Origin of the sequence: Amphritea pacifica, from assembly GCF_016924145.1 — a bacterium.
Taxonomy (GTDB): domain Bacteria; phylum Pseudomonadota; class Gammaproteobacteria; order Pseudomonadales; family Balneatricaceae; genus Amphritea; species Amphritea pacifica.
This window is the reverse complement of record NZ_JAFFZO010000029.1, coordinates 25,071-51,717: the sequence shown is the minus strand read 5'-3', so window position 1 is coordinate 51,717 and position 26,647 is coordinate 25,071. Positions and strand designations below refer to the sequence as shown.

Genomic DNA, 26,647 nt, shown 5'->3' with positions numbered 1-26,647 from the left:
CGGGACGCGGTCAGGCAACTGTTTCGGTGGCTGAACAAACAGCTCTGTCGTCTATTCCTACCTCCCTTACTGCTTATTCTGTGGTATCCAGCCCGGTACAGGTATTGATAATCTGCTCACGTATCCACTGATGAGCCTTCGAGTGGTGGGTGATCTTATTCCAGTAAAGGTTCAGTTCGAAGCGGCAACTGAAAGGGGGCTCTTTAATCTGCATCGGTCCACCAATCAGTCGTGCCAAACGTTCCGGCAGAGTCATGATCAGACCGGTATTGGCAATGGTCGGAATGAAACTGGAGACACTGGGCAGGCGCAGTCCGACATTCAGATTTACCCCCTGAAGGTCCGGGGTATTCAGGTAGAGAGGCTTCCAGCCCCCTTCGTAACGAACCTCTAAATGTCGGGCCTGGACATAATCTTCGAGGCTGATCTGCCGTCGGGCTAACGGATGTTCTGCAGACATCAGACACACATAGCGATCCTGAAACAGCGTGCGTTGATAAAGCGCTTCGTAATCATGCACCACCGGCGAAAGCAGCAGATCACACTGACCGCGCTGCAGCTGTTGATGGCCACTGAGGTGTGACTGGATAAATGTCATGCGGATATTGGGCGCTAGCCTGCTTATTCTTTGCACCAGTTCCGGAACGATCACCTGCAGTTCATACTGATTACAGGAGAGCGTGACATCCAGATCGGCATTGGCTGGCTCAAACTCCTCTGGCTGGAGCAGTTCTGACATCCCCCGAATCAGGTTCTCAATCTCCGGCATGATCTGGTGACAGCGACTGGTGGGTGCTACCCCCCGGCCCGAACGCACAAACAGAGGGTCGTGCAGTGCTTCACGCATCTGCTCCAGTGTATAACTGACGGCAGGTTGATTCTGCCCCAGCTCAATCGCAGCAGCCGTCAAAGAACCCTGCTCATAGATCAGCTTGAGAGTCCTGAGGCTTTTGAGACTCAGCGTACTGTAATCAAATTTTTCCATAACAGGTATCAAAATTATCGACTTAATCAATAATATTGATGGCGCTATAGTCGGGTCAACAATAAATATAAGAGGAAACCGGTATGACCCAGAGAGATTTGACAGCAGATGAGATCCGCCAGTATCAGCAGGATGGCGTTGTTTGTCTGCGCAACGCGGTTGATCCTGAGTGGGTTGAAAAACTGACAGCGTTTGGCCAGTACCAGCTTGATCACCCGGGCAAACTCTGCAACGACGGAAACCCCGGAGCAGAGAAAGGTCGTATGTTCACCGACCGCTACCTGTGGCGTTCCAATGATCTGGTGTATCAGTACGCAAAAGAGTCCGGCTGCGCCCGCCTGGCCGCCCAGGCGATGCAGAGCCAGACCGCGCGTTTCTATTTCGACCATCTGCTGATCAAGAAAGCAGAAACCACCACGCCAACCCCCTGGCATCAGGACGTGCCCTACTGGCCATTCCGGGGTAAACAGATCGCCTCCATATGGCTGGCTCTCACTCCGGTAACAGTGGCGGGCAGTGGCCTGGAGTTTGTCCGCGGTTCCCACAATGAGGATGTATTTTACTTGCCAGAAGCCTTTGGCGCCTCGGGTGAAAAGGCCAATGCCTGGACCGGCACCGGTGAAGGAATTCCCTGCCCCGATATCGAAGCCGGGCGGGAAAACTTCGACATTATCGGCTTCGATCTGCAACCGGGTGACGCCCTGTTGTTCTCCGCCTGGACGCTACATGGCTCGCCCGGTAACCAGTCAACCACTCAGGACCGTATGGCCTTCTCAACCCGCTGGTTAGGCGGCGATGCCATCTGGGACCCAAGACCCGGCACCGACCCCAGCGTAAACCCGCAAGAGGTGCGCGTCAGCCCCGGCAGTCATCCGGCAGATAATGCAATCTTTCCGGAGTTTTATCGGGCGTAGGTGAGAGAATCCTGAAGATAAGCACTGGTCACGTGCTGATAACCCTTTTCCGTGCTCTCTGTGGTAAATCAAAGCATCAAGAGAAAACTCACCACAGTACCCAGGGGGCATACACAGAACACCGAGGGCACAGAGGTAAGGGTAAGGGGGCTAAAAAGTGGCCAGACCGCCGCTTTGCGGCTAGCTCGTTGCCAGATGTAAAACTTTGTTTTACCTGCTCGAAAGAGAAGGGGCTGATTTAGTGATGAATATTCTTAAGCGATAGAAAATAAATCTGCTTCCTTGTTTCCGGTTGGCTATCAGAGGCAGTATGAATCACCTATGCAGGTATTACATATTCCCACTTGCTAACTGCAATTGTCTGCCAGCCTGGCATCAAGCCCGTAATAGTTCCGAATGGTGTTTTCATAATCGGGATCATTGAACATCTCTGCTGCGAATAGCGGACTGTCTTCAATTTTTTGAGTGCTTAACTTAACGGTAATGGAGCGGTCGGCCCAATTCACTGCGTCTATCGATTCGTGACTGATAAGCACTTTGCGGCCACCGGGAAGCCAGTTGTGGGTGTCGATGACGATATAGGGGATCGTCCAGTTGTCTTCATCAACAATGAAGTCATCAATATGGCCAAATTTGGTATCGATAGACTGAATCCCGTACCCCCTGACGGCGTTTGCCGAACGTAAATGCCGGTCCTCCGGTTTAGGTTTTGCCGCATCTTCAAGGACGTTGTCATCGACTAAGGGGGTTGGCCGCGGATAGGTTCCCCACAAGCCATCACCTGTCCAATAGAAGCCATAGCCGTAGTATTTAAACAGTTCCGCTTCATACTGATGGGATATAGGTTGGTGATCATCGGGCGAAGGACTGTTCTCAACCCCTTCCCGGGTTAAGTTGACGGGAAACTGATGCTTGTCCCAGTCAGGCTGGCCCAGAGCTATCGGGCTGATCAGCACTTTGCGTGCACCGGGCAGCCATTTGTTGGTATCGGCCACGAGGTAGCGGATGACCCAGCACTGATCCTCAAAGAGAAAATCTTTGCACTGGCCTATCTCTTCATCGGTGCCCTGTAACTGAAAATCCGATATCTCCTTTAAACTGCGCAACATGGTCATACTCCTCCTCGACGTAATTTTTCTCAGGGGTACTGAAACTATAGCAGACCGCTTTTCGCAGCATTGTCGGCTTACTCTGATTAAGCATTCGATACAGCGGTATTCTGGTGAAGCTGTTCATTTCACAACAGCAAAGCTGGGATTGCGGGCTACCATTCCGTTGGAATAGGCAGTTTATAGAGTACGTCTTTGCTGGCGCGCTCACTGTGCGGTAGACAACATTGCTGATAGTGATTCTTAGAGGGTGAAGTTGTAGATAACGCCCCTCCTCTGTGATCTCTGTGCCCTCTGTGGTGAAACGCACTTCAGCTCTTTTTCCTTCAATGATTCACCACAGAGAACACAGAGGGCACAGAGATAAAGCTAAGACCGAAAGGGGCGGGTCGGGCTGGACAGAGTGACTTGGTGGAATTTACTCTGTCCTTTGATTTCTGACTCTATTGATCCAACTAAAATAAATCTGTCCCCTTTTTGGTCCCTGTTTTCAGCTCTTTATACCAATGTATTTTCCTATTAAACAGGCTAATATCTATTGGTCATGATGCAAAATTGTAATTCTATGATGCTTTATAGGAAGGGCAAGCAGGGGTAGAGGGAATGTCGGACAAAGAAGAGCAACAGTTACCGTTATTTGAGTTCGATAAAGCCAATACGGACATTCATTCAGCTACTCATAATTACAATGTTGAACAAGATTCCTCCTTTAGCAAGTACATTGTATACGTTGACGAAAGTGGAGATCACAGCCTTCAAAGTGTTGATACAAACTACCCAATTTTTGTTTTGGCTTTCTGCATTTTCCATAAAAGGCATTACAGCGAAGCTATTGTTCCTGCTCTTGAAAAGTTTAAATTTAATCACTTTGGTCATGATCAGATTGTGCTACATGAGAACGAAATCCGTAAGGAAAAAGGTGCTTTTAATATTTTCCGAAGCAAAGATGAAAAGCACGACTTTCTCAATCAGTTGACGGATATTATCAAGTACAGCAATTTCATTTTGATCAGTTGTACTATTGATAAACAACGTTTGAAAAAACCGAATGAGCTTGACTCTAATCCCTATCACACCGCGTTGGGTTTTTGTCTTGAAACGCTTTATGAGTTTCTTCAGGAGAAGCGCCAGCTTGAGAAAAAAACGCATATAGTTGTGGAATGTCGGGGCAACAGAGAGGATCAAGAGTTAGAGCTCGAGTTTCGGCGAATCTGTGATGGCAATAATCGTCTGGGACAGGCGCTACCTTTTGAAGTTATTTTCTCAGATAAAAAGGTGATGTCGTCAGGTCTGCAGTTAGCTGATCTGGTTGCTCGACCTATTGGTCTGAATACGCTAAGGCCTGGGCAAGATAATAGGGCCTTTGACGTCTTGAAAGAGAAGTTCTACTGTGATGGCGGTAGAGATATGGTTGGGCAAGGCTATGAAGGAGTAGGAATGAAAATTTACCCTGCTCCAGAAAGCGAAAAGCCCCGATGAAACTCACCGAGGCAATAACGCCGACCGGGCACCCCCAATCCACTTGTGATGAAGTATAGAGTATAGCCTTACTATCTTGCAACAGTGACATAGCTCTAGAAGCCTTGCTTATTAGACGCTGGCTGCCTCTAAACTATTAACAGGAGTCTTGTATACAGAGACTAATATCTAGTATGGGGTTCTAGTCAGTTTATACTTGCGATTTAATTGCTGATCCTTTCACTTAGAAACAGCCTGCGACTGGTGAAGGCTGAATCAGCTTCATCTGGCCCGTAGCGACGAATAGCCAATAAAGGGGACAGCCAATAAAGGGGACAGATTTATTTTCCGGTGGAATTACCACCGTACCAAAGGCTATATCGGAGAGCTGTATAATCGCCGCGAGGGCGCGCCTCCTACAGTATTGTTCTCTATCGCAGTTACCCATAACCCCAAAAGCCCAGCATCACTGCCGCAATGCTGCTCCTCTTATGTGAACAGCATTGCACTACAAAGTGAGGCTGATTCAGTCCTGAGTGGTGCCCGGAGGCGGAGCAATGGCCGAAGGCCATTACAACATCGTCGCTCTTTGACGATGGCCCGAAGGGGAGGAGCGAAGCGACGAATAATCGAACCAGGTTCGAGGACGCCCTGCGATAATCCAGATACGAAAAAGCCCCACTACAAAGTGAGGCTTTATCAGAATCATTGGTGCCCGGAGGCGGAGCGATGGCCGGAGGCCATTACAACATCGCCTGCTCTTCGGCGATGGCCCGAAGGGGAGGAGCGAAGCGACGAATAATCGAACCGGTTCGTGTTCCGCCCTGCGGTGTTGCGGATACAAAAAAGCCTCACTACGTAGCGAGGCTTTAATGATACCTGAAGTGGTGCCCGGAGGCGGAATCGAACCACCGACACGAGGATTTTCAATCCTCTGCTCTACCGACTGAGCTATCCGGGCAAACAGGAGGTGCGTATTAAACTGATTTCAGGCTGCGCTGTCAATACAGCTGTCCGCTTTTTTTAATATTCTCTCGGCATGAGCACTTAAGTCAGCTCTTCGGAACGGCAAAATCAGCGGCCGGGAGTGTGGGAGGCGCGCCCTCGCGGCGATGATTTTTATATCGCGCGGGGTACCCGGAGGGCATGCCAACGCCGCTCCCACAAGCTAAAACTGTTTATTTTGACGGCGGTACGTAGCCTTCCGCTTTTTCGTAGTCTTCGCCATCCATAAATTTCTGCATCTCCTGCTGCAGGAATTCACGGGTAGAGGGGTCCATCAGGCTCAGGTGCTTCTCGTTGATCAGCATGGTCTGGTGGTTGGTCCACTCGGTCCAGGCTTTTTTCGAAATGGTATTGTAGATCTCCTGGCCTTTAGCGCCCGGATAGGGGGGCTTGTCCAGACCTTCGAGTTCCTCTTTATATTTACGGCACATGACGGTGCGGGTCATCTTATTCTCCAAGGTTATTCCGGGCTGCTGTGAACGCTTCAAGCTCAGACCAGAGGTTTAGCTTTTTAGCTTACCCAGTAATTTTTTCACAGGGGCGGCGAGGCCGACCTTTTGTGGCTGGTGCAAGTTATACCAGAGTGTGGCGGGCTGTTCCATGACACGGTTTGTAAGGTCTTTGTGCGATTCGCTCTCCCGGCCCGCTTTACGCAGGGCGATCTTCACCGGGGTGATGTCCAGGTGGAAATGGCTGAAGGTATGCCGCAGTGGTTCCAGTGGTGTGGCGCTGTCAGTATCCACTGGCAGGCCGGTCTCCTGTTCTGCGTCGCGCAGATCGGAGGTTTCCGGCAGACTCCAGAGGCCGCCCCAGATGCCAGTTGGTGGGCGCTGTCGCAGCAGTATCTGACCTTCGCTATCCTCAATCAGCAGCATCAGTGTTTGTTTTACCGGGATCACTTTTTTCGGCCGGGGTTCCGGTAACTGGTTTTCGCGGCCCTGGCGGTGTGCCTGACAGCCTTGCTGCAGCGGGCAGAGCAGGCAGGCGGGTTTACTGCGGGTGCAGAGAGTCGCCCCCATATCCATCATCGCCTGGGTGTAATCGGCCACCCGTTCATGCGGGGTGTTCTGTTCAGCGAAGCTCCACAGCTGTTTTATATTGTCGGTGGTGCCGGGCCAGCCGTCGATGGCGTAGAAGCGGGCCAGCACCCGTTTTACATTGCCATCGAGTATCGCCGCCCGTTTGCCGGTGGAGATCGACAGAATCGCGCCGGCAGTCGAGCGACCGATGCCGGGCAGTTGCTCCAGCTCCTCAACGGTTTCGGGAAACCGGCCACCGAAATCCCGACTGACGATTTTGGCGGTTTTATGCAGATTGCGGGCGCGGGCGTAGTAACCCAGCCCGGTCCACAGGTGCAGCACCTCGTCCTGATCGGCTGCCGCCAGATCATCGACCGTGGGAAACTGCTGGCGGAATCTTTCAAAATAGGGGATTACTGTGGTTACCTGAGTCTGTTGCAACATGATCTCAGAGAGCCAGGTAAAGTAGGCGGTTTTGTGCGCCTGCCAGGGCAGATCGTGGCGTCCGTGCTGGTCAAACCAGACCAGCACGGCGTTAGCGAATTGTTCAGGTGTCATCAAATTAGTTACCGAACAATCCTTTGAGCAGTTTTTTCGCATTCTCAGTTTTGCTTCCTTCGCCGCCACTGCCACCGAGTTTATCCATCAGTTTGCCTTCCAGCTGTTTTTTCGCTTTCTGTTTCAGCAGCTCTTTGAGCACGCTGGCATCCGGGCGACACAGTTTAGCCGGTTCGGTATCGAAGCTGCCTTTACAGTTTACCGGCCACTCAACCCCTTCCAGGTTGTTGTTCACGGCACAGGTTTTCTTGAACAGGTTCTCTTCGATAGTCAGGCCGAGACGATAATCCAGATTCTGTGCAGGCAGACTGACGTTGCCTCTGCCGCGCAGGGTGATCGCATCCAGTTTGGTGATCAGGTCGTTATTGCTAACCACGCCGTTGGTGAATTTGAAGGTACTGCTGAGATCGGCAAACGGGGTGGAACGGTCCACCTGATCGGCATTAACCCCCAGTGCAGCAACGTTGTTAAAGCCCTGACAGATGGTCTGGGCGATATCGATCCCTTTGACGGTGCCATCGGGCATGGTGACATTGGAATTGCCGTTGAGGCTGTTAACAATGGCGTATACCGATTCGCCCTGGGCGGTTATATCGGTCTGGGTGTTGAACGTCCCGGTGAGGCGGTCGGTATCTGCCATATCTTTCAGCAGATCGCCGATCTGGATCCCTTTGATGTTTTTCTTTATGTGGAAACGGGTCGGTGATTTGCGTACATCGATGACCACCGAGTTGCGCAGGGTACCGCTGTACATATCGGCGTTGATCTTGCTCATATTGACCAGACCGCCATGGGCACTGGTGTCCAGCTCCAGATTGCTCAGGGTGAGGCCGTTGATCAGCAGCTTTTTCAGCCCCAGATCGACATCCATATTCAGGCCTTTCAGCAGCTCAACCGGCACTACGGGTTCTTTTGAATAGCCTGAGGATTTTTCGGCACTGCCGGAAGCAGCCTGTGCTGGCTGTTCTTTGGCCGGTGGCAGATAGCGGTCGGCATCGAGTTCATCTCCCTTGAGATTGAAAGCGATGGCACCGGAGGCCAGGTTCATGGCGAAGTTACCGTTGAAGTGGGTGTCATCCAGCTGCAGGCTCATCTTGTTCAGCCCCAGGGTATTGGGTGCGCCGCCCAGCTCTGCATTAAAGCTGATCGCTTTCAGTACATCCGGATCGGTGGTTTCAATGGCAGGCTGTCCCAGCGCGGTCAGCAGTTCCTGCAGGCTGAACTGGGCGACTTTCAGGTTGCCGGTAATAACCGGTTTGCTGAAGCTGGTGACCGTTACATCGCCACTGGCGATCAGATTTGCCGCACTCAGACTCATGCCCGACAGGCTGGCAGTTTCTTTGTTCAGGTCGCTTGAAATATCACTATTAAGCTTAACGTTAACGGTTTTACCGTTGAATGGCGCGCCGGTCAGGCCGAGGGTGCTTTCAAGTCCTTTGATCTTGTATTGCTGATTTGCCAGGTCGAGGAAAAAACCGGCTTTAAGTGCAGCATCTACGGTCAGCTGCTTCTGTTCAGCCTGATACTGCTCTGCCTGAAAGCTCAGTTCTGCCGGGAAAAATGCGCCGGTGGTGACTTTTCCGGAGGTCATGGTGAAGTTTTTCAGCAGCACCTTGCTGCCTGCAGCGCTATCGATATAGCTGATATTACCGTTGGTGATGGCGATGCTCTCTATATCCAGGGCGATTGCGGCACCTCCAGAGGCTTCTGCTGCACTGGGTGTTGGCGTTTCCACTGTGCCTGACGTTTGCTGACCTGCCCCGGAGACCGCCCAGTTGGTGCTGCCATCTTGACCCTTTTCCAGATTCAGGGTCAGGCCATCCAGCAGGATGCTGCTCATTTTAACGTTACCGGACAGCAATGCTGGCAGTTCGACCGATACCTGAGCCTGATTCAGCTCAGCCAGCTGCGGCTTGCCGGGGTAGCTGACCTTGATCTGGTTGATTTCGATACCCAGCCAGGGGAATACAGACCAGCCCAGATCGCCATCGATCTCCAGCTGTACACCGCCTTTCTCCAGCGCCAGTTTTTTGATTTCTGGTTTATATTCATTCGGATCGAAGAACATCCCCAGCAGGACTCCGCCCGCAACGATGACGATCAGCAGCAGGGCAACCAGGCCACCAAAAACCTTTAAAAACGTTTTCATGATTTCTCCTTGAACCATCTCTCGGCAAAACAGATCTCTCGGCAAACAAGAGTTATAACAGCATAGTAGCAGAACGATTTTACAGACCCTAGATTAACCGTACATGAAATCAGTCAGTTGCAATCGGTTTTTAGTGGGCTTAATCCTGCCCGGTGCTACGCATTGACATGCTATTGGTTGTATAATGGCAGCTTATTTTTTTGAATGTTTGTACCAACTGTTTTTCTGTTAACCCATCGCGGAGAAGATCATGGCTGAACGGAAAGCCTCCGTCACCCGAAATACCCTGGAAACCCGGATCACTGTTGCTGTGAATCTGGATGGCAGCGGTAAGCTGAATGCTGATACCGGCGTGCCTTTTCTTGAACACATGCTGGATCAGATCGCCCGTCATGGTCTGATCGATATGGATATCGTGGCGAAAGGGGATAACCATATCGATGATCACCATACGGTGGAAGATATTGGTATCACTCTGGGACAGGCGTTTGCTCAGGCGGTGGGTGACAGAAAGGGGATTCTGCGCTTCGGCCACGCCTATTGCCCGCTGGATGAGGCGTTGTCCCGGGTGGTCATCGACTTTTCCGGCCGTCCGGGGCTGGATATGAATGTTGAGTTCACCCGTGCCAGTATCGGGCGGTTTGATACTCAACTGTTCTGGGAGTTTTTCCAGGGCTTTGTTAACCACGCTGGGGTGACGCTGCATATCGATAACCTGAAGGGCTTTAATGCTCACCACCAGGCGGAGACGATCTTTAAAGCGTTTGGCCGGGCGTTGCGCGGTGCGTTGACGATTGATCAGCGCGCGGCTGATCAGATGCCTTCGACTAAGGGAACGCTGTAAATGAGCAGTGTTGCAGTGATCGACTACGGTATGGGCAACCTGCACTCGGTTGCCAAGGCGCTGGAGCATGTGATGCCCGGTGTTGAGGTGCTGGTGACCGCTGATCCGGAGAAAGTGCGCAGCGCCGACCGGGTGTTGCTGCCCGGTGTTGGCGCCATCCGCGATTGTATGGCGGAGATTCGTCGCCTGGGTGTGGATAAAGAGGTGGCTGAAGCGATCGCCTCCGGCAAGCCGTTTCTGGGTATCTGTGTCGGTTATCAGGCACTGATGCAGCGTTCGGAAGAGAATGGTGGTGTCGACTGTCTGGGCCATTTTGATGGCACCGTGCGCTTCTTTGGCGATGATCTGAAAGAGCGCGATGGTGAGCGTCTTAAGGTGCCGCACATGGGCTGGAATGAGGTGCATCAGACATTTGACCACCCGCTGTGGCAGGGGATCGAAGACGGCAGTCGTTTCTACTTTGTCCACAGCTATTATGTGGATGCGGTTGACAAACAGCGGGTGGCTGGTAACTGCCACTACGGCGTTGATTTCGATGTGGCGATCGCCCGGGATAATGTGTTTGCAACACAGTTTCACCCGGAAAAAAGCCATACGGTGGGGCTGCAGTTGCTGAAAAATTTCCTTAACTGGGATGGCAAGCCCTGATCTGAACCGCCCGGTTTTAAAAGAAACACCGGAATCCCTGTCAGGGTTTCCGGTCTGATGTTTTATATGAGTTCTTAAAGGTAAACACCATGGCACTGGCAAAACGTATTATCCCCTGTCTGGATGTAGAAAACGGCCGCGTTGTGAAAGGGGTGCAGTTTGTCGATATCCGCGATGCCGGTGATCCGGTGGAAGTGGCGAAACGCTATGATGAGCAGGGGGCTGATGAGATCACCTTTCTGGATATCACCGCGACCCATGAGGGCCGGGATACCATGGTGCATACTGTGGAGCGGATGGCATCACAGGTGTTTATCCCCCTGACCGTTGGTGGTGGTATCCGTACCGTGGAAGATATTCGCACCATGCTCAATGCGGGGGCCGATAAGGTATCGATCAACAGCGCTGCGGTGTTTAACCCCGATTTTGTCCGGGAAGCGGCTGAGCGGTTTGGTTCGCAGTGCATCGTGGTGGCGATTGATGCGAAGAAGGTGTCACAGCCGGGTGAAACGGACCGCTGGGAGATCTTTACCCACGGTGGCCGTAAGCCAACCGGTATCGATGCGGTTGAGTGGGCCAAGAAGATGGTGAAGCTGGGGGCCGGTGAGATTCTGCTGACCTCAATGGATCAGGATGGCGTGAAAAACGGTTATGATCTGGGCGTCACCCGGGCGATCAGTGAAGCGGTTAATGTGCCGGTGATCGCCTCTGGCGGTGTTGGTAATCTGGATCATCTGGTGGCCGGTTGTATCGAAGGTAAGGCGGATGCGGTGCTGGCAGCATCGATTTTCCACTTCAATGAATACACCATCCCGGAAGCGAAACAGTATATGCGGGAGCGGGGCATCGAGGTGCGCCTCTGACATCGGCCCAGCCGATAGCTGAAACAATAAAAAGCCCGGTAACAGATGCGGTTACCGGGCTTTTTATTGATCAGAGATTGGCAATAACCGTTTGCCTGAACGGTCCGCTTTAAGAGGCGGATCTAGCGGGCGCTTAGCACCTCAGTCAGCGCCGAGACAAAGTAGTCTATGCTGTCCTGATTCAGCCCGGCAACATTCATCCGGCTGGAGTTGATCATATAGATGCTGTAGTCCTGGCGTAGCTGCTCTACCTGTTGCGGGGTGATTCCCAAAAAGGAGAACATGCCCAGCTGCTGCTGGATAAAGGTGAAATCGCCATCAATGCCCGACGCTGTGATTGCGGCAACCAACTGCTGACGCAGCCCCTGAATCCGCTCACGCATCGCTGCCAGTTCACGCTCCCAGGATGCTGTCAGCGCCGTATCGGAAAGGATGGTTTCCACTATCGCTGCACCGTGTGCCGGCGGCATGGAGTAGTGACTGCGGATTTTGCTGAACAGCTGACTGCCTGCGGTTTCCGCTTCAGCACGGTTGGCGGCCACTATAAACAGGGTGCCGGTTCGCTCACGATAGAGGCCGAAGTTTTTCGAGCAGGAGGTCGCCACCAGCATCTCTGGAAAACGTTGCGCCAACAGACGCACACCGAAGGCATCCTCTTCGAGACCATTTCCCAGCCCCTGATACGCCATATCGACGAAAGGGATCAGCCCTTTTCGTGCCATCAGATCGGCCACTGCATGCCACTGTTCCCGGTTCAGGTCAGCGCCGCTGGGGTTGTGGCAGCAACCATGCAGCAGAACAAAGTCCCCTGCGCTGGCCTGCTCCAGCGTTTGCAACATCGCCTCAAACTGAATCCCTTTGGTGGCGTAGTCATAATAGGGATATTCAGCTATTTCCAGACCCGCACCGGCCATCAGTGGGATATGGTTAGCCCAGGTTGGCAGACTGACCCAGACGCGACTCTTCTGGCTACAGCCGCGGAGGAACTCGGCCCCCATGCGCAGTGCGCCGCAGCCCCCCGGGGTTTGTGCTGAGACAATCCGCTGATCTTTGAGCGCCGGATGGTCCGGGCTAAACACCAGGGCTGCTGCCAGCTGGTTATAAGCAGGCGTTCCGGCCGGGGCGGTGTAGCTTTTGCTTTGCCCGATGGTTAATAAACGGCTTTCCGCGTCTTTAACTGCCTGCATGATTGGCGTATTACCCTGCTCATCCTTATAGACGCCGATGCCCAGATCAAGCTTATTTGGATGCGTGTCTGCCCGGTAGTCCGCCAGCATTGACAGAATCGGGTCCTGTGGCAGGGGTTGTAAATGTTCAAACATAGTGATCTCCTGAGATGTTTCCGGCCGGACTTAAGCGCGCTCCTGGTGTAGCTGTTGAGACAGGGACTGAGACCGTGCCTGCGCCTCTCTGGCCGCCTTCTCTTTGACTGGCCCGAAGCCGCGGATTTCCGCAGGCAGTGCCGCCAGCTCAATAGCTGTCGAAAGGTTATCCTGGGTGAGCGTTGTACTGAGCTCGTTGATCAGGGCGATATACCCGTCGCGCAACTGTCGTTCCAGCTTGCGTTCAGGGTTGTAACCGAACAGGTCCAGAGGTGTGCCCCGCAGGCGACGCATCTGCGCCAGCAATCGCAGACCTTTCAGAATCCAGGGGCCAAACTGCATCTTCTTCGGACGCCCCTGGCTATCCCGTTTACGCGCCAGCAGTGGGGGTGCCATATTAAATTTAATACGGTAATCGCCGCTGAACGTCTGGTCGACCTCCTGCAGGAAGTCTGTCTCGGTATACAGGCGTGCGACCTCGTATTCATCTTTGTATGCCATCAGACGGAACAGTTGTGTGGCAACCTGTTTGGTCAGTGCAGTGCTGTTCCCCGCCAGAGACTGTTCCGCCTCAGCAATCTGTTTCACCAGTGACCGGTAGCGCCCGGCATACGCGCTATCCTGATAGCGACTGAGAAACGCTGCATTGCGTTCAATCTTTTGCTGCAGAGTTAATACCTGTGCCGGAGTGTGTCCGCCTGCCGCCTGTTCAACAAATGCCGGATCGACTGCTGCCAGGCGGCCCCAGCTGAAGGCGGTCTGGTTTTTCTCAATCGCCACGCCGTTCAGCTCGATAGCTTTTTGTAACGCCGCCAGTGATACCGGTACCAGACCCTGCTGCCAGGCGAAACCGAGCATCATCACATTGGAGAAAACGGTATCGCCCAGCAGTGCTTCCGCGAGGCGGTTGGCATCTATCGTTGTGAGACGATCATCCCCCAGCGCCTCGTTGAGGATGCGTGTCCGGCGGGTAGCTTCCATATCCGCATCCCGGTAGAGCACGTTGTCGGCAGTGGCAACTTCAGCCAGATTGAGGACCGCACGACTATGATCTTTACGCAATACGGTCAGTGCTTTATCGGTTGTTGCCACCACCATGTCGCAGGCGATCATCGCATCTGCCTGGCCGGTTTCAATCCGCACCTGGTGGATCGCATCCGGTTCTGATGCCAGACGGACATAACTCAGTACGGAGCCGCCTTTCTGTGCAAAGCCCATAAAATCCAGTACCGATGCCCCTTTGGATTCCAGATGGGCAGCCATGGTGATTAATGCGCCGACGGTGACGATACCGGTACCACCAACTCCGCCTACCAGCAGGTTGTAGCAACCGGTTAACGGTGCCTGCTGGGGGCGTGGCAGCGCGGCAATTTTCTGCTGGAAGGCTTCACCCGTGGTGACACCTGTGCCTTTGCGCAATGCGCCACCTTCAATGGTGACAAAGCTCGGGCAGAACCCCTGGACACAGGAGAAATCCTTATTGCAGGATGACTGATCTATACGACGTTTACGTCCCTGCTCCGTCTCACGGGGAACCACGGAGAGACAGTTAGACTGTGCGGAACAATCACCACAGCCTTCACACACATTGTGATTGATAAAGACGCGCTTCTGCGGATCAGGGAACTGGCCACGCTTACGTCGGCGACGTTTTTCGGCGGCACAGGTCTGATCGTAGATCAGCACGGTGACCCCGGCTATCTCGCGCAGCTCCCGCTGTACCACATCCAGTTCCAGACGATCGTGAAAGGTTGTCACTGAGGGGAATACACTCTTGTCGCTGTATTTCTCCGGCTCATCACTGATAATGGCGATACGTTGCACGCCCTCAGCATGTACCTGCCTGGCGATGGCTGGTACGCTAATGACACCATCAACCGGCTGACCGCCGGTCATCGCGACCGCATCATTAAACAGAATCTTGTAGGTAATATTGGTGTTGGCTGCGATCGCCTGGCGGATTGCCAGCGTTCCGGAATGGAAGTAAGTGCCCTCTCCCAGATTCTGAAAGATATGTTTGTTTTGCAGATAGCGAGACTTCGACACCCAGTTAACGCCTTCACCGCCCATCTGTGTCAGGGATTCGGTATGCCGCCCCATCCAGCTGGCCATCACATGACAGCCGATACCGGCCTGAGCCTTACTGCCTTGCGGGACTTTAGTCGAGATATTGTGCGGGCAGCCGGAGCAGAAATAGGGCAGGCGGCGCACCCCCTGCGGATCACATACGCTACTGCCTCGGAGCCCGATCTCTGCCAGTTGCTCGCGGAAGTTCTCACCCAGCAGCAGGGTGATGCGGTCCGCAACCACTTTAGCCAGCATATTCGGCCCAAGTTCGCCGACATAAGGGACCAGCGGTCTGCCCTGCTCGTCATGCTTACCAATGATCCGGATTTTAATGGTCTCATCGGGGGCCGACAGGTGTTCTTTGATCTGGCTTTCGATAATGCCGCGCTTCTCTTCAATGACCAGAATCTCTTCCTTGCCGCGGATGAAGTTCATAGCACCATGCTTTTCCAGTGGCCAGACCAGACCCACTTTGTAGATATCAATACCCAGCGCGCGCAGTTTCGCTTCCGTTAGCCCCAGCATCTCCAGTGCGGCCATCAGATCAAGGTGTGCTTTACCAGTGGTGACAATACCCATACGGGCCTGTTCGAGGTTATACAGGCAGCGGTCCAGTGGGTTAGCACGGGCAAATGCCGCCACCGCTTCAAGTTTTTTCTCAATCCGGGTTTCCAGCTGAGGTCCGGGCAGATCCGGCCAGCGATAGTGCAGGCCATCCTCCGGCGCCGAGTAATCTTGTGGAATAATAAACTCCGGTAACTCAGCAATATCGACCGAGGCGGCGCTTTCGACGGTTTCTGAAATCGCTTTGAAACCAACCCAGGTGCCGCTGAAGCGTGACAGCGCAATGCCCCAGAGTCCAAACTCGAAATACTCTGCGATGTTGGCCGGGTTGATGGTTGGCATAAAGAACGACATGAATGTCACATCAGACTGATGGGGCATGCTGGATGAAACACAGCCGTGATCATCGCCCGCGACGACCAGCACGCCGCCGTGAGGCGAGCTGCCAAAGGCGTTACCATGTTTAAGCGCATCTGCGGCGCGATCAACGCCCGGGCCTTTGCCATACCAGATGGCAAACACGCCATCGACATTCTTATCTTCAGCGGTTTCGACTTGCTGGGTTCCCAGCACCAGGGTGGCGCCCAGCTCTTCATTCACCGCCGGGATAAAGTCTATGTCCTGCGCCTGCAGCAGTTTTTTTGCCTGCCACAAGGCCTGGTCATAGCCGCCTAATGGTGAGCCACGGTAGCCACTGATAAATCCTGCGGTATTGAGATTATGTTTGCGGTCCAGTTCTCGTTGCATCATGGGCAGACGCACCAGTGCCTGGGTTCCGGTGAGGAAGACGCGGCCGGTGTCTCTCAGATAGCGGTCATTGAGCGTATAGCAGTCTAAATTTTGCGTCGCCGCTGCGTCGGAAAGGGACGTATCGATAGCGCTCAGATCATTATTGCCCTGATCCGGACTCTTGTCGTAATGGTTCATGCCATACACCTCAGCAATCGTTTTTATTGTTATGCGGTGAGACGCTTTCTTGATCCATACCAAGCGCCCCATCTGATGCCGAAAGTGTAGGTTTTTTTTTACGAAAGGTGCTTGCAAAGTATCTGTGCATTCGCGCCTAATAAGAAAGAATCTTTATCTATATTGGTATTTATATAAAGAAAATTTTGTTTTTCTGTGATTGTGTGAATTTATGACTGAAAAGTTAGATCGTTATGACCGCCATATTCTGGCCGCCCTGCAGGAGGATGGCCGGATCTCTAATCAGCAACTGGCCGACCAGGTGGGTCTCTCCTCTGCTGCCTGCTGGCGCCGGGTCAAGGCTCTGGATGAAAAAGGGATTCTGAAAAAGTATACGGCGCTGGTTAGTCCTGAGGCACTGGGTTATGACCTCTGCGTGCTGATCATGGTGACGCTGATCCGCCATCAGCAGGATCATGCTATGGAGTTTCAACAAGCCGTACAGGGCTACCCGGAAGTTCTACAGTGCTTTGCGGTCACCGGTGATGCAGATTATGTTCTGAGAGTGATCATTCAGAACATGGCCGCCTATGACCGTTTTTTGAATGAAAAAATCTTCAGCCTGCCGGGGGTTAGTCAGGTAAGGTCCAACTTTGCCCTGCGTGAAATTAAAAATGAAACCGCGATTCCTATTGATCTGTAAAATTGCCCTGAAAGACCGATCAGTAACGATAGCCTGTACTGCTTTTCAGCGGTCAGTAGCGATCGTTAACTGCTGCAGTGTCTTTATCCGGCGTCTTTCCAGCAACGGGCTGAGCAACTGCACGGTGATCGCCGCAATGATCACCAGCGCCATCCCTGACAGGCTTAGCCGGTCGGCTTCGGCAGAGAAGATGACATCATGGAACAGTCCAATACCGACGCAGGCTTCGGTCAGAATAAAGGTGATGACCGGTGTCATGGCAACGCAGGCGCTCACCTGCACGGTTTGCCAGTAACGCATCGCCTGAGCGAATGAGCCGTAAGCCACCAGCGTGTTGATGCAGCAGAACAGAGTGACCCAGCGGTCCCGAATATCCAGTTCCAGCAATGACGCCGGATGGGTAAAGGGCAGCATAACCACCAGAGCATAAACAAAGATACTGAGCAGGATATTGGAGGCTGACAACACTTTAAACAGCGATTTCTGCAGCAGCGCATAAGCGGTCCAGCCCAGTGCTGACACCTGAATGAGAAGGAAGCCGGTGCCCGTCAGCCCGGTACCACTCTCAATCGCGGGATGAAAAAACAGCAGCATGCCGGTGGCCATAATGGCAAAGCAGACCCAGTGTTGCCAGAACACCCGCTCCTTCAGAAACCACCAGCCTCCCAGGGTGAGAAACAGCGGTGCTAGCTGAAAGCTGAGTTGTGCCGCCCCCGGGTGGAGATAACTCAGTCCCCAGACCATAAAGGTGTAGTTCACGATCAGCATTGTCCCGGCTATCATCAGCCTGGCGACATTGGTTTTAGACAGATTGCGAAACTCGGATAGTTTGCCCCGCCTGGCCTGCCATATCAGCATCACCACCGCCGCAAAACTGAATCGCAGCCAGGTGAACGTGACCGGATCGATAAAGCCGGTGGAAAGCTTCAGGGCGATCGGCAGCATGCCCCAGAACATCAGGGTGACGCTGCAGAAAAACAGGCCATATAAGAATCGTCGACGATCCAGTGTCATGTCCGCCCTCGAAGGTAAAAAAAAACAGAGTCTGCAGCATGGCGTGTATTACGATCTGTTTCCAGTGCATAATAGTTCATAGCTTTATGCATAAATTGGGTAATACTTAATAGAGTGACTAGCGAATGAGGGGCAGATGGGCAGAATTAAGTTGTCAGGCCAGTTTCAGCAACTGGATATAAAGAGTCTGACCGGCCTGCTCTATCTGCTTGAAGAGCGCAATGTCGGGCGCGCTGCAGACCGGCTGTTTATCAGTCAGTCGGCGATGAGCCGGCTATTAACCCGTCTGCGTGAAGGGTTTGATGATCCGCTGTTTGTGCGCACCGCCCGGGGGATGATTCCCACCTCTAAAGCGCTCGCACTGGAACTCCCGGTGCGGCAGATGCTGGAGCAGCTGGCCAGCCTGATCGCCGAACCGCAGTTCGTACCACACCTGAGTGACCGAACCTTCCGTCTGCAAACCACCCATTATCAGGCCCAGGCCTATGGCCCCAGTATTGCTGAGCGTTTTTATCAGCAGGCACCTAACGCCTCTCTGGACACCTCGACAGTTTCTGAATCCAGTTTACTGGAGGATCCGGGACAGCCGTGTGATGTGATTCTGTGCAGTAACTTTATTCAGGTGCCGCCTCATTTTGAGCGTCAGTTGCTGGGCCGGGAAAAGTATGTGCTGATTATGGCGCAGGATCACCCGCTGGCGATGCAGGAGCGGGTTAGTATTGCCGAATACCTGTCATATTCCCATGTGCTGGTTAGCCTGGGTGGCGGGGCTAAGTTACTGGCGAACGATCCCCTGGGGAAGCTGGCCCAGGAAAAAAAGTTTGCTCTGCGCACCCCCTATTTCATGGCCGCACTGGAAGCGGTGGGACGGACCCAGCTGCTGTTCAGTTCCAGCGGGTTGCTGGCTTCTCAGTATGCCGAACGCTTCGGCCTGACGATTAAGCCGCTACCTTTCGAATCGAATGATATCGATTACTATCTGGTCTGGCCCAAAGCGGTCGATCAGGACCCGGGCAGTCTCTGGCTGCGGAATCTGTGCAGCCAGGTGGTCAGGGAGCTGATCCCCTTTCCGGTGTCTTAACTGGTTGCTGGCAGTACTTCCTCTGGATTCTGAATAGCTTCCGCGTTGCTGCATTCCGGCCATAGCAGTTGCGTGTCATTGATGCCCATACTTCTCGCCCGGCCACCGGTTTTGGCGGTGTACATGCGATGGTCCGCCAGCTCAATCATTGCTTTCCAGTCTTTTGTTGTATCGGCCTGAACTTCCGCTACACCGATGCTGGCAGTGACCGGCGTGCCATCCGGACGTGTGCCCAGGCCTGCTTTCATCAGCCGGGTAATGACATCGTTAGCTTCGTCAGGCGTGGCGGTCGGCAATATGACGATAAACTCTTCCCCCCCCCAGCGGATCACACTGTCGCCTTTACGCACCGTTGCACAGAGTTGTTGTGCGGCGGTTTTCAGTACCACATCTCCGGCGTCATGGCCGTATACATCGTTCACTGTTTTAAAGTGATCCAGATCGAGATAAAGAATCGACAGATTGCTTTCACTCATGGTGGTCAGGCGGTACTGCAGATCAAGCATCTCGATCCCGGCCCTGCGTGTCAGCAGGCCGGTGAGCACATCGTAGCTGGCGCGATTCACCTGGGAAAGCATGTAGCGCAGTTGATTCAGCGAGGCAAACATCGCCACCCCCAGGATCAGGGTGAACAGCCAGATAGTGGAGACCGCCTGCGGGATATCGTTTTTAGCCTGCGGAATCACCGCTATTACCACGACGATCAGCATCGGGGCGGCATAGGCCAGCAGCTCTCGCAGAGTTAAAGGGAACAGGGTCAGACCGGCAACCATGACAAAGGGCAGCAGCGCATAGAGTTCTGCAACGACCTGTTCTGTATCGCTCAGTTCATAGGCTTGCAGCCAGTGATCGGAGACCAGATAGAACAGCGGTGTTACCGATAGCATGCCGGCCAACAGTAGTCGCGCGCGTAGCAGGCTTGCTTCTTTGCGTGCCTGCCAGGCGAGCAGAATAAAGGCCGCGCCGGAGAGTATGCGAATCAGCAGCAACTCACCCCATAGTTTTCCGGGCAGGAACAGCAGATCGATCAATGACCAGGTCGGCACCAGTACCGCGAAAATGGCGCAGAAGAAAAACACCCGGCTCTGCATGATAGTGGCCCGGTGTCGGGATATTGGCATGCTGTGCTGTTTATTGGTGAATAGTTCATAGAGTTGGTCTGGTGTATAGATACCCAACGATTCACTTAGTGAGATATACATAGCGGTTAAGTATTTCATCCTTCTGCTTCCGAAGTTGATCAGAGATCAGACTGCACAATATAGGCTTGTAACGCTGGAAACTACGTCTCTTTTCAGGTAAGTGTCACTAAAGTGATACAGGTCAATTCCGCCATCAAACGATCCACAAAACGGGTAGCAATCCTCGCATTCTGAGCGTTGTGAGGCGCTTTTAAAAAGGCAGTTTGGTTTTGCTGCGGGGTCTGAATTTAAGCGTCTGACGCGATTCCCTGAGTAGCTGTTGTTCCAGTTTATCGGTTAGCAGACTGATCGATAAGGGTTCTGAATAAAGATATCCCTGGGCGAAGTCACACCCCAGGCGCAGCAACGACTGTTGTTGCTCTGCCTGTTCGACACCTTCTGACACGGTGAGCAGATTCATGGTGTCTGCGAGGGCAATTATCGCCTCGATGACCGGTTTAGAGTTGTCAAAATCACGGATGAAGCTACGGTCAATTTTAACACCATCGATGGGCAGCCGGGCGAGATAGCTGAGGGAGGAGTAGCCGGTACCAAAGTCATCGATCCAGATGCTGTAGCCTGCGTCTTTCCACCTTAGCAACAGCGGCAGGGTGTTATCGATATCTTCCATCAGGCTGGTTTCAGTTATCTCCAGACAGATCCGGTGATCAGGGGCGTCTACCCTGAGCAGGGCATCGTTGACCTGTTGTGCCAGTTCCGGTTTATTCAGAATGGCAGAGGAGATGTTGATCGATAGTTTGGTGGCCTCCTTCTGGCTGGGAAGCAGTCTGAGTTCCGCGGCAACCGTTTCAATAATCCAGACGGTCAGCGCGCCAATCTGATCTGATTCTTCAATAACAGGGATAAAGGTTTCCGGTCCCAGACGGCCCCGTTTGGGATGGTGCCAGCGCAATAGAGCTTCCGCCCCGACCACCCGTTTTTTCTTCATATGGACAATCGGCTGGTACTCAATATAGAGCTGGTTTTCAGCAATTGCAGTACTGATCCCCTGCTGGATCATGACTCTCTCCTCTACCTGACGGTGCATGGCGGGAAGAAAGTAGCGGGACCGGTTGCGCCCTGAGCGTTTGGCCTCATACATAGCAATGTCGGCGTGCTTTAACATCCGTTCGGCGCTGTTAGCATCATCGGGATAGAGCGTGATACCGATACTGCAGGAGAGTTTGAAATACCTGTCGCTGACCTGGAAGGGCTGCTGTATCGCCTCGATAATGTGGTGGCTGAGCTGACCCGCCTGCTCTACCTGACCGATGTCGGGAAGCATGATGATAAACTGATCGCCGCCGGGACGTGACAGTAAGAGTTCTTCCGGAAAGGGTAACTGGCTGTGCCGGGTTTGTTGTTTTACCACCTGCAGCAGTCGTTGGGCGATCTCCCTCAGTATCTGGTCGCCATAGGCATGGCTGGAGGAATCATTGATCTGCTTAAAGTGGTCCAGATCGATGTACAGCAATGCAATCCGATTCTCCTGCTGGCGTGCCCACAGGATCAGCTTGCTCAGTTCCTGATGCAGTCCGCGACGGTTAGACAGCCCGGTCAGAGGGTCACGGAACGCCATCATCTCCAGTTGGGCATGGCTGTCGCTGAGGTTCTCCTGCATCTCCTGCAGGGCTTTCCCGAGTTCAGCAAACTCATCATCAGAGTCCAGTAAAAAACTGACTGGTGAACCGTCGGTGCTGTAGCTGCGGGTTTTTTCCGTCAGTGTCTGCAAGGGGCGCAGCAGTCTGCCTGCCAGTATGCGGGACAGGATAAACACCGGCGGAAGCAGCACTAAAAAGGCAACGGCCAGTATCGCCAGGCGATTAAGAGGCAGGTGATTGAGTTGGTTCAGATTGAGTTCGCCGATCAGGAAAAAACTGACCAGTAGTATAATCAGTGTCAGGGCTGCAGAGATCACCGTAATAATCAGACTGATTCGCAGTGGTAGTGAGCAGGCCATCAGTTAAACCTTTGCGCCTCAGGCGGACTGAAATAACAGGTAAACTTCACTGATGGCATAGAACTACTCACTATCATGTTGTTTAATTATTGCACCTAATAATAACAGCGATCAGCAAAGTTGCAGCACCTTATCAACAAGTTTATTAATGCCGCTGGCCGCTTCACTGATACTACCGGCTAACATATAAGCCGGAGTTGTTACAATCTTGCGGGTGTCATCAATAATTATGTCACTGCAACCGCACTCCTGATGCTGACCGCCCATCGCCTCAATTGCTGCCGCGACCTCTTTATCATTACCTATGGTGCAGATCGCCCCCTTGCCAAACAGCAGAGGCGTCATCGCTGGCGCGATGCAGATCAGGCCAACCGGTTTACCCGCTGCATGAATCGCCTGAGTAAAGCTGATCAGCCCGGGGGTGACTACGGCTGCAGCCCCGGCTACCGCGAAATTGCTGAGATTTTTCGCCGCACCAAAGCCGCCGGGAATAATCAGTGCATCGTAGTCAGCAGGGTTAGCATCCGCCAGGTCGATAATCTCTCCCCGCGCCAGTCGTGCCGCTTCGGTGAGCACATTACGCTGCTGTCCCGCCATCACCTCACCGCTGCGGTGATCGATGACATGCATCTGATCAATGTTGGGTGCCATACACTGATAGCGGGCACCACCCTGCTCCAGTGCCAGCAGTGTCAATACGGACTCATAAATTTCGGAACCATCGTAAACGCCGCATCCTGATAGAATGACTGCAACTTTTTTCATGATCGGTACTCCCTTAGTATGGTGACAGGGTTGTGACAACAGAAAGGTGCTAATGACTGCAGATAATCGTATTTAAAGCGACTGACCGTTGCCGCACGCATTAAAAACCTCAGTGGCCAAGTATAGTGCTTTATCTGTAGTCGTCACCAAGTTGCTTCTGTCATAATAACGTAACTGTTTTCCGGTCAAATAGCCGCTTCTGGAGGAAGATTTCTGTGTCATTTACAAATAGTCAGCGTTTTTTCCCTGAAACCCGCATGCGTCGTATGCGGGCCGATGATTTTTCCCGTCGTCTGATGCGTGAAAACGTGCTGACGCCTGATGATCTGATCTACCCGGTGTTTGTTATTGAGGGGAAGAATCAGCGCGAAGCGGTGCCCTCCATGCCCGGTGTGGAGCGGATGAGTATCGATCTGCTGGTGAAAGAAGCCCGGGAGCTGGTGTCGCTGGGTGTGCCCGCCGTCGCCCTGTTTCCGGTGACGCCGCTGGATGTAAAAACCGAGCTGGCGGAAGAAGCTTATAACCCCGATGGTCTGGCACAACGTGCCGTTAAGGCGCTCAAGGATGCCTGCCCCGAGCTGGGGGTGATAACCGATGTGGCGCTGGATCCGTTCACTACCCATGGACAGGATGGCATTATTGATGCCAGTGGCTATGTTTTAAATGACCGCACGGTGGATACGCTGGTACTTCAGGCATTGTCCCATGCGCAGGCGGGTGCAGATATTGTGGCACCCAGCGATATGATGGACGGTCGTATCGGCTCTATCCGTGAAGAGCTGGAAATGAACTCTCATGTAAATACTCGCATAATGGCCTATTCTGCCAAGTATGCAAGTGCTTACTATGGGCCATTCCGGGATGCGGTCGGTTCGGCGGGTAATCTGGGTAAAGGGAATAAATTTAATTACCAGATGGACCCTGCTAACAGTGATGAGGCGCTGCATGAGGTGGCGCTGGATCTGGCCGAGGGCGCCGATATGGTGATGGTCAAACCGGGTATGCCTTATCTGGATATTGTTCGTCGGGTGAAGCATGAACTGAAAGTGCCCACCTTCGTTTACCAGGTGAGTGGTGAATATGCCATGCACATGGCGGCATTTCAGAACGGCTGGCTGGATGAACGCAGTGTCATGATGGAATCGCTGACCTGTATTAAGCGGGCCGGCTGTGATGGCATTCTGACCTATTTTGCCAAGCGGGCAGCGCAGTTACTGAATGAGTGATATCAGGTAGCTGCAGGGATAAGTATTAATAGTGGTTGATGGGGACAGTAATGACAGAGCAGATGAACAAGCAGGCAGATGATACGGCCACTGATCAGGCCGTATTGGAGGTGATAGAGGGGGCTGCTGAGCAGGCGACGGAGCAGCGAGATCTCTCCAGTGAAGCCTCGATTGCCCTGGTTGAGAGTCGTGAAGCGATTGCAGTGACCGAGCCGGTTGAAGAGTTGCCGCTGGATCTGAAAGCCCCCGAACTGTATATCAACCGCGAACTGAGTCATCTGCAGTTTAATATCCGGGTGCTGGAGCAGGCGCTGGACGAGAGCCATCCGTTGATGGAACGACTGATGTTCCTGCTGATCTTTTCCAGTAATCTGGACGAGTTCTTCGAGATTCGGGTCGCCGAACTGATGGCGCAGCTAAAGTATGGTCGGGAATCGGTCGGCCCCGATGCGCTGCACCCACAGGCAGTGATGAACCGGATCGGCGAGATCTGCAATGCGCAGGTGGAGCGACAGTATAAGATACTCAATGAGACTATCTTTCCGCAGCTGGAAAATGAAAATATTCACTTTCAGCGTCGTCGTGACTGGACCGATGAGCAGAAAGAGTGGATCCGGGTCTTTTTTGAAGAGAAAGTTCAGCCGGTGGTCAGCCCTATCGGTCTCGACCCGTCTCACCCTTTCCCCCGCCTGGTTAACAAGAGTCTCAACTTTATTGTTGAGCTGGATGGCAAAGATGCCTTTGGCCGGGAAAGTGGCCTGGCGATTATCCCTGCGCCGCGCTCTCTGCCCCGCCTGATCCGTCTGCCGGATAACCTCTGTGATGGCGGGGATAACCTCATCTTCCTCTCCTCGATCATCCATGAGTTTGCCGATGAGATGTTCCCGGGAATGAAAGTGGAGGGCTGTTATCAGTTCCGTATTACCCGTAATGCCGACCTCACCTTTGATTCTGAGGAGGTGGAGGATCTGGCCCGCACGCTACGGGGTGAACTACACTCCCGTAAATATGGTGCTGCCGTGCGTCTGGAGGTGGACAAGCGGACTCCTGAAAACCTGATCCGTTTTCTGTTGCGGGAGTTCAGTCTGGATGAAGCGCATACCTACCGGGTTGATGGCCCGGTCAACCTGACCCGGATGATGGCGCTGCGCGATCTGGTTGATTGCAAGCATCTGTGCTGGAAGCCTTTTACCCCTGGAATGTCCGGCAGATATAAGCAGAAAAATATCTTTGATGTGCTGCGGCAGAAAGATCAGTTACTGCATCACCCGTTCGAGTCATTCTCTCCGGTGGTTGATCTGCTGCGGCAGGCGGCTAAAGACCCCAAGGTGCTGGCGATTAAGCAGACACTTTATCGTACCGGAGTGAACTCCGATATTGTCGATGCACTGGTCGATGCCGCCCGCAGTGGTAAAGAGGTGACGGTGGTTATCGAACTGCGGGCCCGTTTCGATGAAGAGTCCAACCTGCAGCTGGCCAGCCGTCTGCAGGAAGCCGGGGCTCTGGTGGTCTATGGTGTGGTGGACTTCAAAACCCACGCCAAGATGATGCTGGTGGTGCGTCGCGAAGAGGGCAAGCTGGTACGGTACGCGCATCTGGGCACCGGCAACTACCACTCCGGGACGGCACGTCTTTATACCGATTACAGCTATATGACCAGTGATGCGGATGTTGGCGAGGATGTGCACAAGATCTTCCAGCAGCTTACCGGTATGGGCAAGATTCTGCGGCTGAAAAAGCTGCACAATGCGCCGTTTACCCTGCACTCACGTATGATTGAGATGATTGAGCGGGAAGCCAGGCATGGTAAGCATGGACATATCATCGTCAAAATCAATGGCCTCACCGAACCCCAGTTGATCCGTGCGCTTTATCAGGCCTCGCAGAAAGGGGTGAAGATTGAGCTGATTGTGCGCGGTATGTGCCGGCTGCGTCCGGGGATTGAGGGGATCTCCGAGAATATCTCCGTACGCTCTATCATCGGTCGTTTCCTGGAACATACCCGGGTCTACTACTTTGGCAATAAAGGTAAGCCTGACGTGCTCTGCTCCAGTGCTGACTGGATGGAGCGCAATATGCTTAACCGCGTTGAAACCGGCTTTCCGCTGACCGGAAAACTGGCGGAGCGGGTTAAGTCGGACCTGGATCTCTATCTGGCGGACAACAGCCGCAGCTGGATGTTGCACTCCGATGGTAGCTATACGCTCAATAAACCTGAGGAGGGTGAAGAACTGATCAGTGCTCAGGAAACGCTACTGAGTCAGTTTGGCAGCTGACAGGCAGCCTTCAGTGTAGCTATTGCTCTA

The 26,647-nt window shown here is 53.2% G+C and carries 20 protein-coding genes and 1 tRNA gene; 9 read left to right on the top strand and 12 right to left on the bottom strand.

Features of this window, described 5'->3' with window-relative positions; genetic code table 11:
• Positions 1-73: 73 nt before the first annotated feature.
• Positions 74-985, bottom strand: coding sequence for a LysR family transcriptional regulator (locus JW499_RS16355; RefSeq protein WP_205211589.1), 912 nt, complete (start codon positions 983-985; stop codon positions 74-76).
• Between the two features lie 83 nt (positions 986-1,068).
• On the opposite strand from JW499_RS16355, the gene JW499_RS16350 reads away from it, so the two are divergent.
• A complete protein-coding gene (locus JW499_RS16350; RefSeq protein WP_205211588.1) occupies positions 1,069-1,899 on the top strand; it encodes a phytanoyl-CoA dioxygenase family protein in 831 nt (276 codons plus the stop codon).
• A 347-nt stretch (positions 1,900-2,246) separates the two neighbouring features.
• Here the strand turns inward: JW499_RS16350 and JW499_RS16345 are convergent, their stop codons facing one another.
• Positions 2,247-3,008 carry a PRC-barrel domain-containing protein gene (locus tag JW499_RS16345; RefSeq protein ID WP_205211587.1) on the bottom strand — a complete coding sequence of 254 codons (762 nt, stop codon included), beginning with the start codon at positions 3,006-3,008 and terminating at the stop codon, positions 2,247-2,249.
• 603 nt (positions 3,009-3,611) lie between these two features.
• Here JW499_RS16345 and JW499_RS16340 point away from each other — a divergent pair.
• Positions 3,612-4,487 (top strand): DUF3800 domain-containing protein, encoded by an 876-nt coding sequence (locus JW499_RS16340; RefSeq protein ID WP_205211586.1) that lies wholly within the window; start codon positions 3,612-3,614, stop codon positions 4,485-4,487.
• An 864-nt stretch (positions 4,488-5,351) separates the two neighbouring features.
• Here JW499_RS16340 and JW499_RS16335 read toward each other — a convergent pair.
• From JW499_RS16335 to JW499_RS16320, 4 genes are all read right to left on the bottom strand, one after another.
• Positions 5,352-5,427, bottom strand: a tRNA-Phe gene (locus JW499_RS16335).
• Positions 5,428-5,644: 217 nt separating this feature from the next.
• Positions 5,645-5,917 carry an oxidative damage protection protein gene (locus JW499_RS16330; protein ID WP_205211585.1) on the bottom strand — a complete coding sequence of 91 codons (273 nt, stop codon included), beginning with the start codon at positions 5,915-5,917 and terminating at the stop codon, positions 5,645-5,647.
• 57 nt (positions 5,918-5,974) lie between these two features.
• A complete protein-coding gene (mutY, locus tag JW499_RS16325) occupies positions 5,975-7,048 on the bottom strand; it encodes an A/G-specific adenine glycosylase (RefSeq protein ID WP_205211584.1) in 1,074 nt (357 codons plus the stop codon).
• Positions 7,049-7,052: 4 nt separating this feature from the next.
• Positions 7,053-9,197 carry an AsmA family protein gene (locus JW499_RS16320; protein WP_205211583.1) on the bottom strand — a complete coding sequence of 715 codons (2,145 nt, stop codon included), beginning with the start codon at positions 9,195-9,197 and terminating at the stop codon, positions 7,053-7,055.
• A gap of 250 nt (positions 9,198-9,447) precedes the next feature.
• Between JW499_RS16320 and hisB the strand changes: the two genes are divergently transcribed.
• The 3 genes from hisB to hisF all read left to right on the top strand — a co-directional run bounded on the left by hisB (position 9,448) and on the right by hisF (position 11,552).
• A complete protein-coding gene (hisB, locus tag JW499_RS16315) occupies positions 9,448-10,041 on the top strand; it encodes an imidazoleglycerol-phosphate dehydratase HisB (RefSeq protein ID WP_205211582.1) in 594 nt (197 codons plus the stop codon).
• A complete protein-coding gene (gene hisH, locus JW499_RS16310; protein ID WP_205211581.1) occupies positions 10,042-10,689 on the top strand; it encodes an imidazole glycerol phosphate synthase subunit HisH in 648 nt (215 codons plus the stop codon).
• Between the two features lie 89 nt (positions 10,690-10,778).
• Positions 10,779-11,552: an imidazole glycerol phosphate synthase subunit HisF gene (gene hisF / locus JW499_RS16305; RefSeq protein ID WP_205211580.1), complete on the top strand. Its 774-nt coding sequence runs from the start codon at positions 10,779-10,781 to the stop codon at positions 11,550-11,552.
• A 122-nt stretch (positions 11,553-11,674) separates the two neighbouring features.
• Here hisF and JW499_RS16300 read toward each other — a convergent pair whose 3' ends face one another.
• Both JW499_RS16300 and JW499_RS16295 read right to left on the bottom strand, forming a co-directional pair.
• Complete coding sequence (locus JW499_RS16300; RefSeq protein WP_205211579.1) at positions 11,675-12,874, bottom strand: amino acid aminotransferase; 1,200 nt, start codon at positions 12,872-12,874, stop codon at positions 11,675-11,677.
• 30 nt (positions 12,875-12,904) lie between these two features.
• Positions 12,905-16,432, bottom strand: coding sequence for an indolepyruvate ferredoxin oxidoreductase family protein (locus JW499_RS16295; RefSeq protein ID WP_205211578.1), 3,528 nt, complete (start codon positions 16,430-16,432; stop codon positions 12,905-12,907).
• A gap of 211 nt (positions 16,433-16,643) precedes the next feature.
• Here JW499_RS16295 and JW499_RS16290 point away from each other — a divergent pair, with 211 nt between their 5' ends.
• Positions 16,644-17,114 carry an Lrp/AsnC family transcriptional regulator gene (locus JW499_RS16290; RefSeq protein WP_205211577.1) on the top strand — a complete coding sequence of 157 codons (471 nt, stop codon included), beginning with the start codon at positions 16,644-16,646 and terminating at the stop codon, positions 17,112-17,114.
• A gap of 45 nt (positions 17,115-17,159) precedes the next feature.
• Here the strand turns inward: JW499_RS16290 and JW499_RS16285 are convergent, their stop codons facing one another.
• The gene (locus JW499_RS16285) at positions 17,160-18,128 is read right to left on the bottom strand and encodes a DMT family transporter (protein WP_205211576.1); all 969 of its coding nucleotides are present in this window, start codon (positions 18,126-18,128) and stop codon (positions 17,160-17,162) included.
• 136 nt (positions 18,129-18,264) lie between these two features.
• Here JW499_RS16285 and JW499_RS16280 point away from each other — a divergent pair, with 136 nt between their 5' ends.
• A complete protein-coding gene (locus JW499_RS16280; RefSeq protein ID WP_205211575.1) occupies positions 18,265-19,209 on the top strand; it encodes a LysR family transcriptional regulator in 945 nt (314 codons plus the stop codon).
• Here the strand turns inward: JW499_RS16280 and JW499_RS16275 are convergent.
• From JW499_RS16275 to elbB, 3 genes are all read right to left on the bottom strand, one after another.
• Positions 19,206-20,429, bottom strand: a complete 1,224-nt coding sequence (locus tag JW499_RS16275; protein ID WP_205211574.1) for a GGDEF domain-containing protein — start codon at positions 20,427-20,429, stop codon at positions 19,206-19,208. The genes JW499_RS16280 and JW499_RS16275 overlap by 4 nt on opposite strands.
• A gap of 172 nt (positions 20,430-20,601) precedes the next feature.
• Entirely contained in the window at positions 20,602-22,350 is a 1,749-nt protein-coding gene (locus JW499_RS16270; RefSeq protein WP_205211573.1) for a putative bifunctional diguanylate cyclase/phosphodiesterase, read from the bottom strand.
• Positions 22,351-22,461: 111 nt separating this feature from the next.
• Complete coding sequence (elbB, locus tag JW499_RS16265) at positions 22,462-23,115, bottom strand: isoprenoid biosynthesis glyoxalase ElbB (RefSeq protein ID WP_205211572.1); 654 nt, start codon at positions 23,113-23,115, stop codon at positions 22,462-22,464.
• A 215-nt stretch (positions 23,116-23,330) separates the two neighbouring features.
• On the opposite strand from elbB, the gene hemB reads away from it, so the two are divergent.
• A complete protein-coding gene (gene hemB / locus JW499_RS16260; RefSeq protein ID WP_205211571.1) occupies positions 23,331-24,341 on the top strand; it encodes a porphobilinogen synthase in 1,011 nt (336 codons plus the stop codon).
• Between the two features lie 50 nt (positions 24,342-24,391).
• The gene (gene ppk1 / locus JW499_RS16255; protein ID WP_232846470.1) at positions 24,392-26,617 is read left to right on the top strand and encodes a polyphosphate kinase 1; all 2,226 of its coding nucleotides are present in this window, start codon (positions 24,392-24,394) and stop codon (positions 26,615-26,617) included.
• The last annotated feature ends 30 nt before the right edge of the window (positions 26,618-26,647 follow it).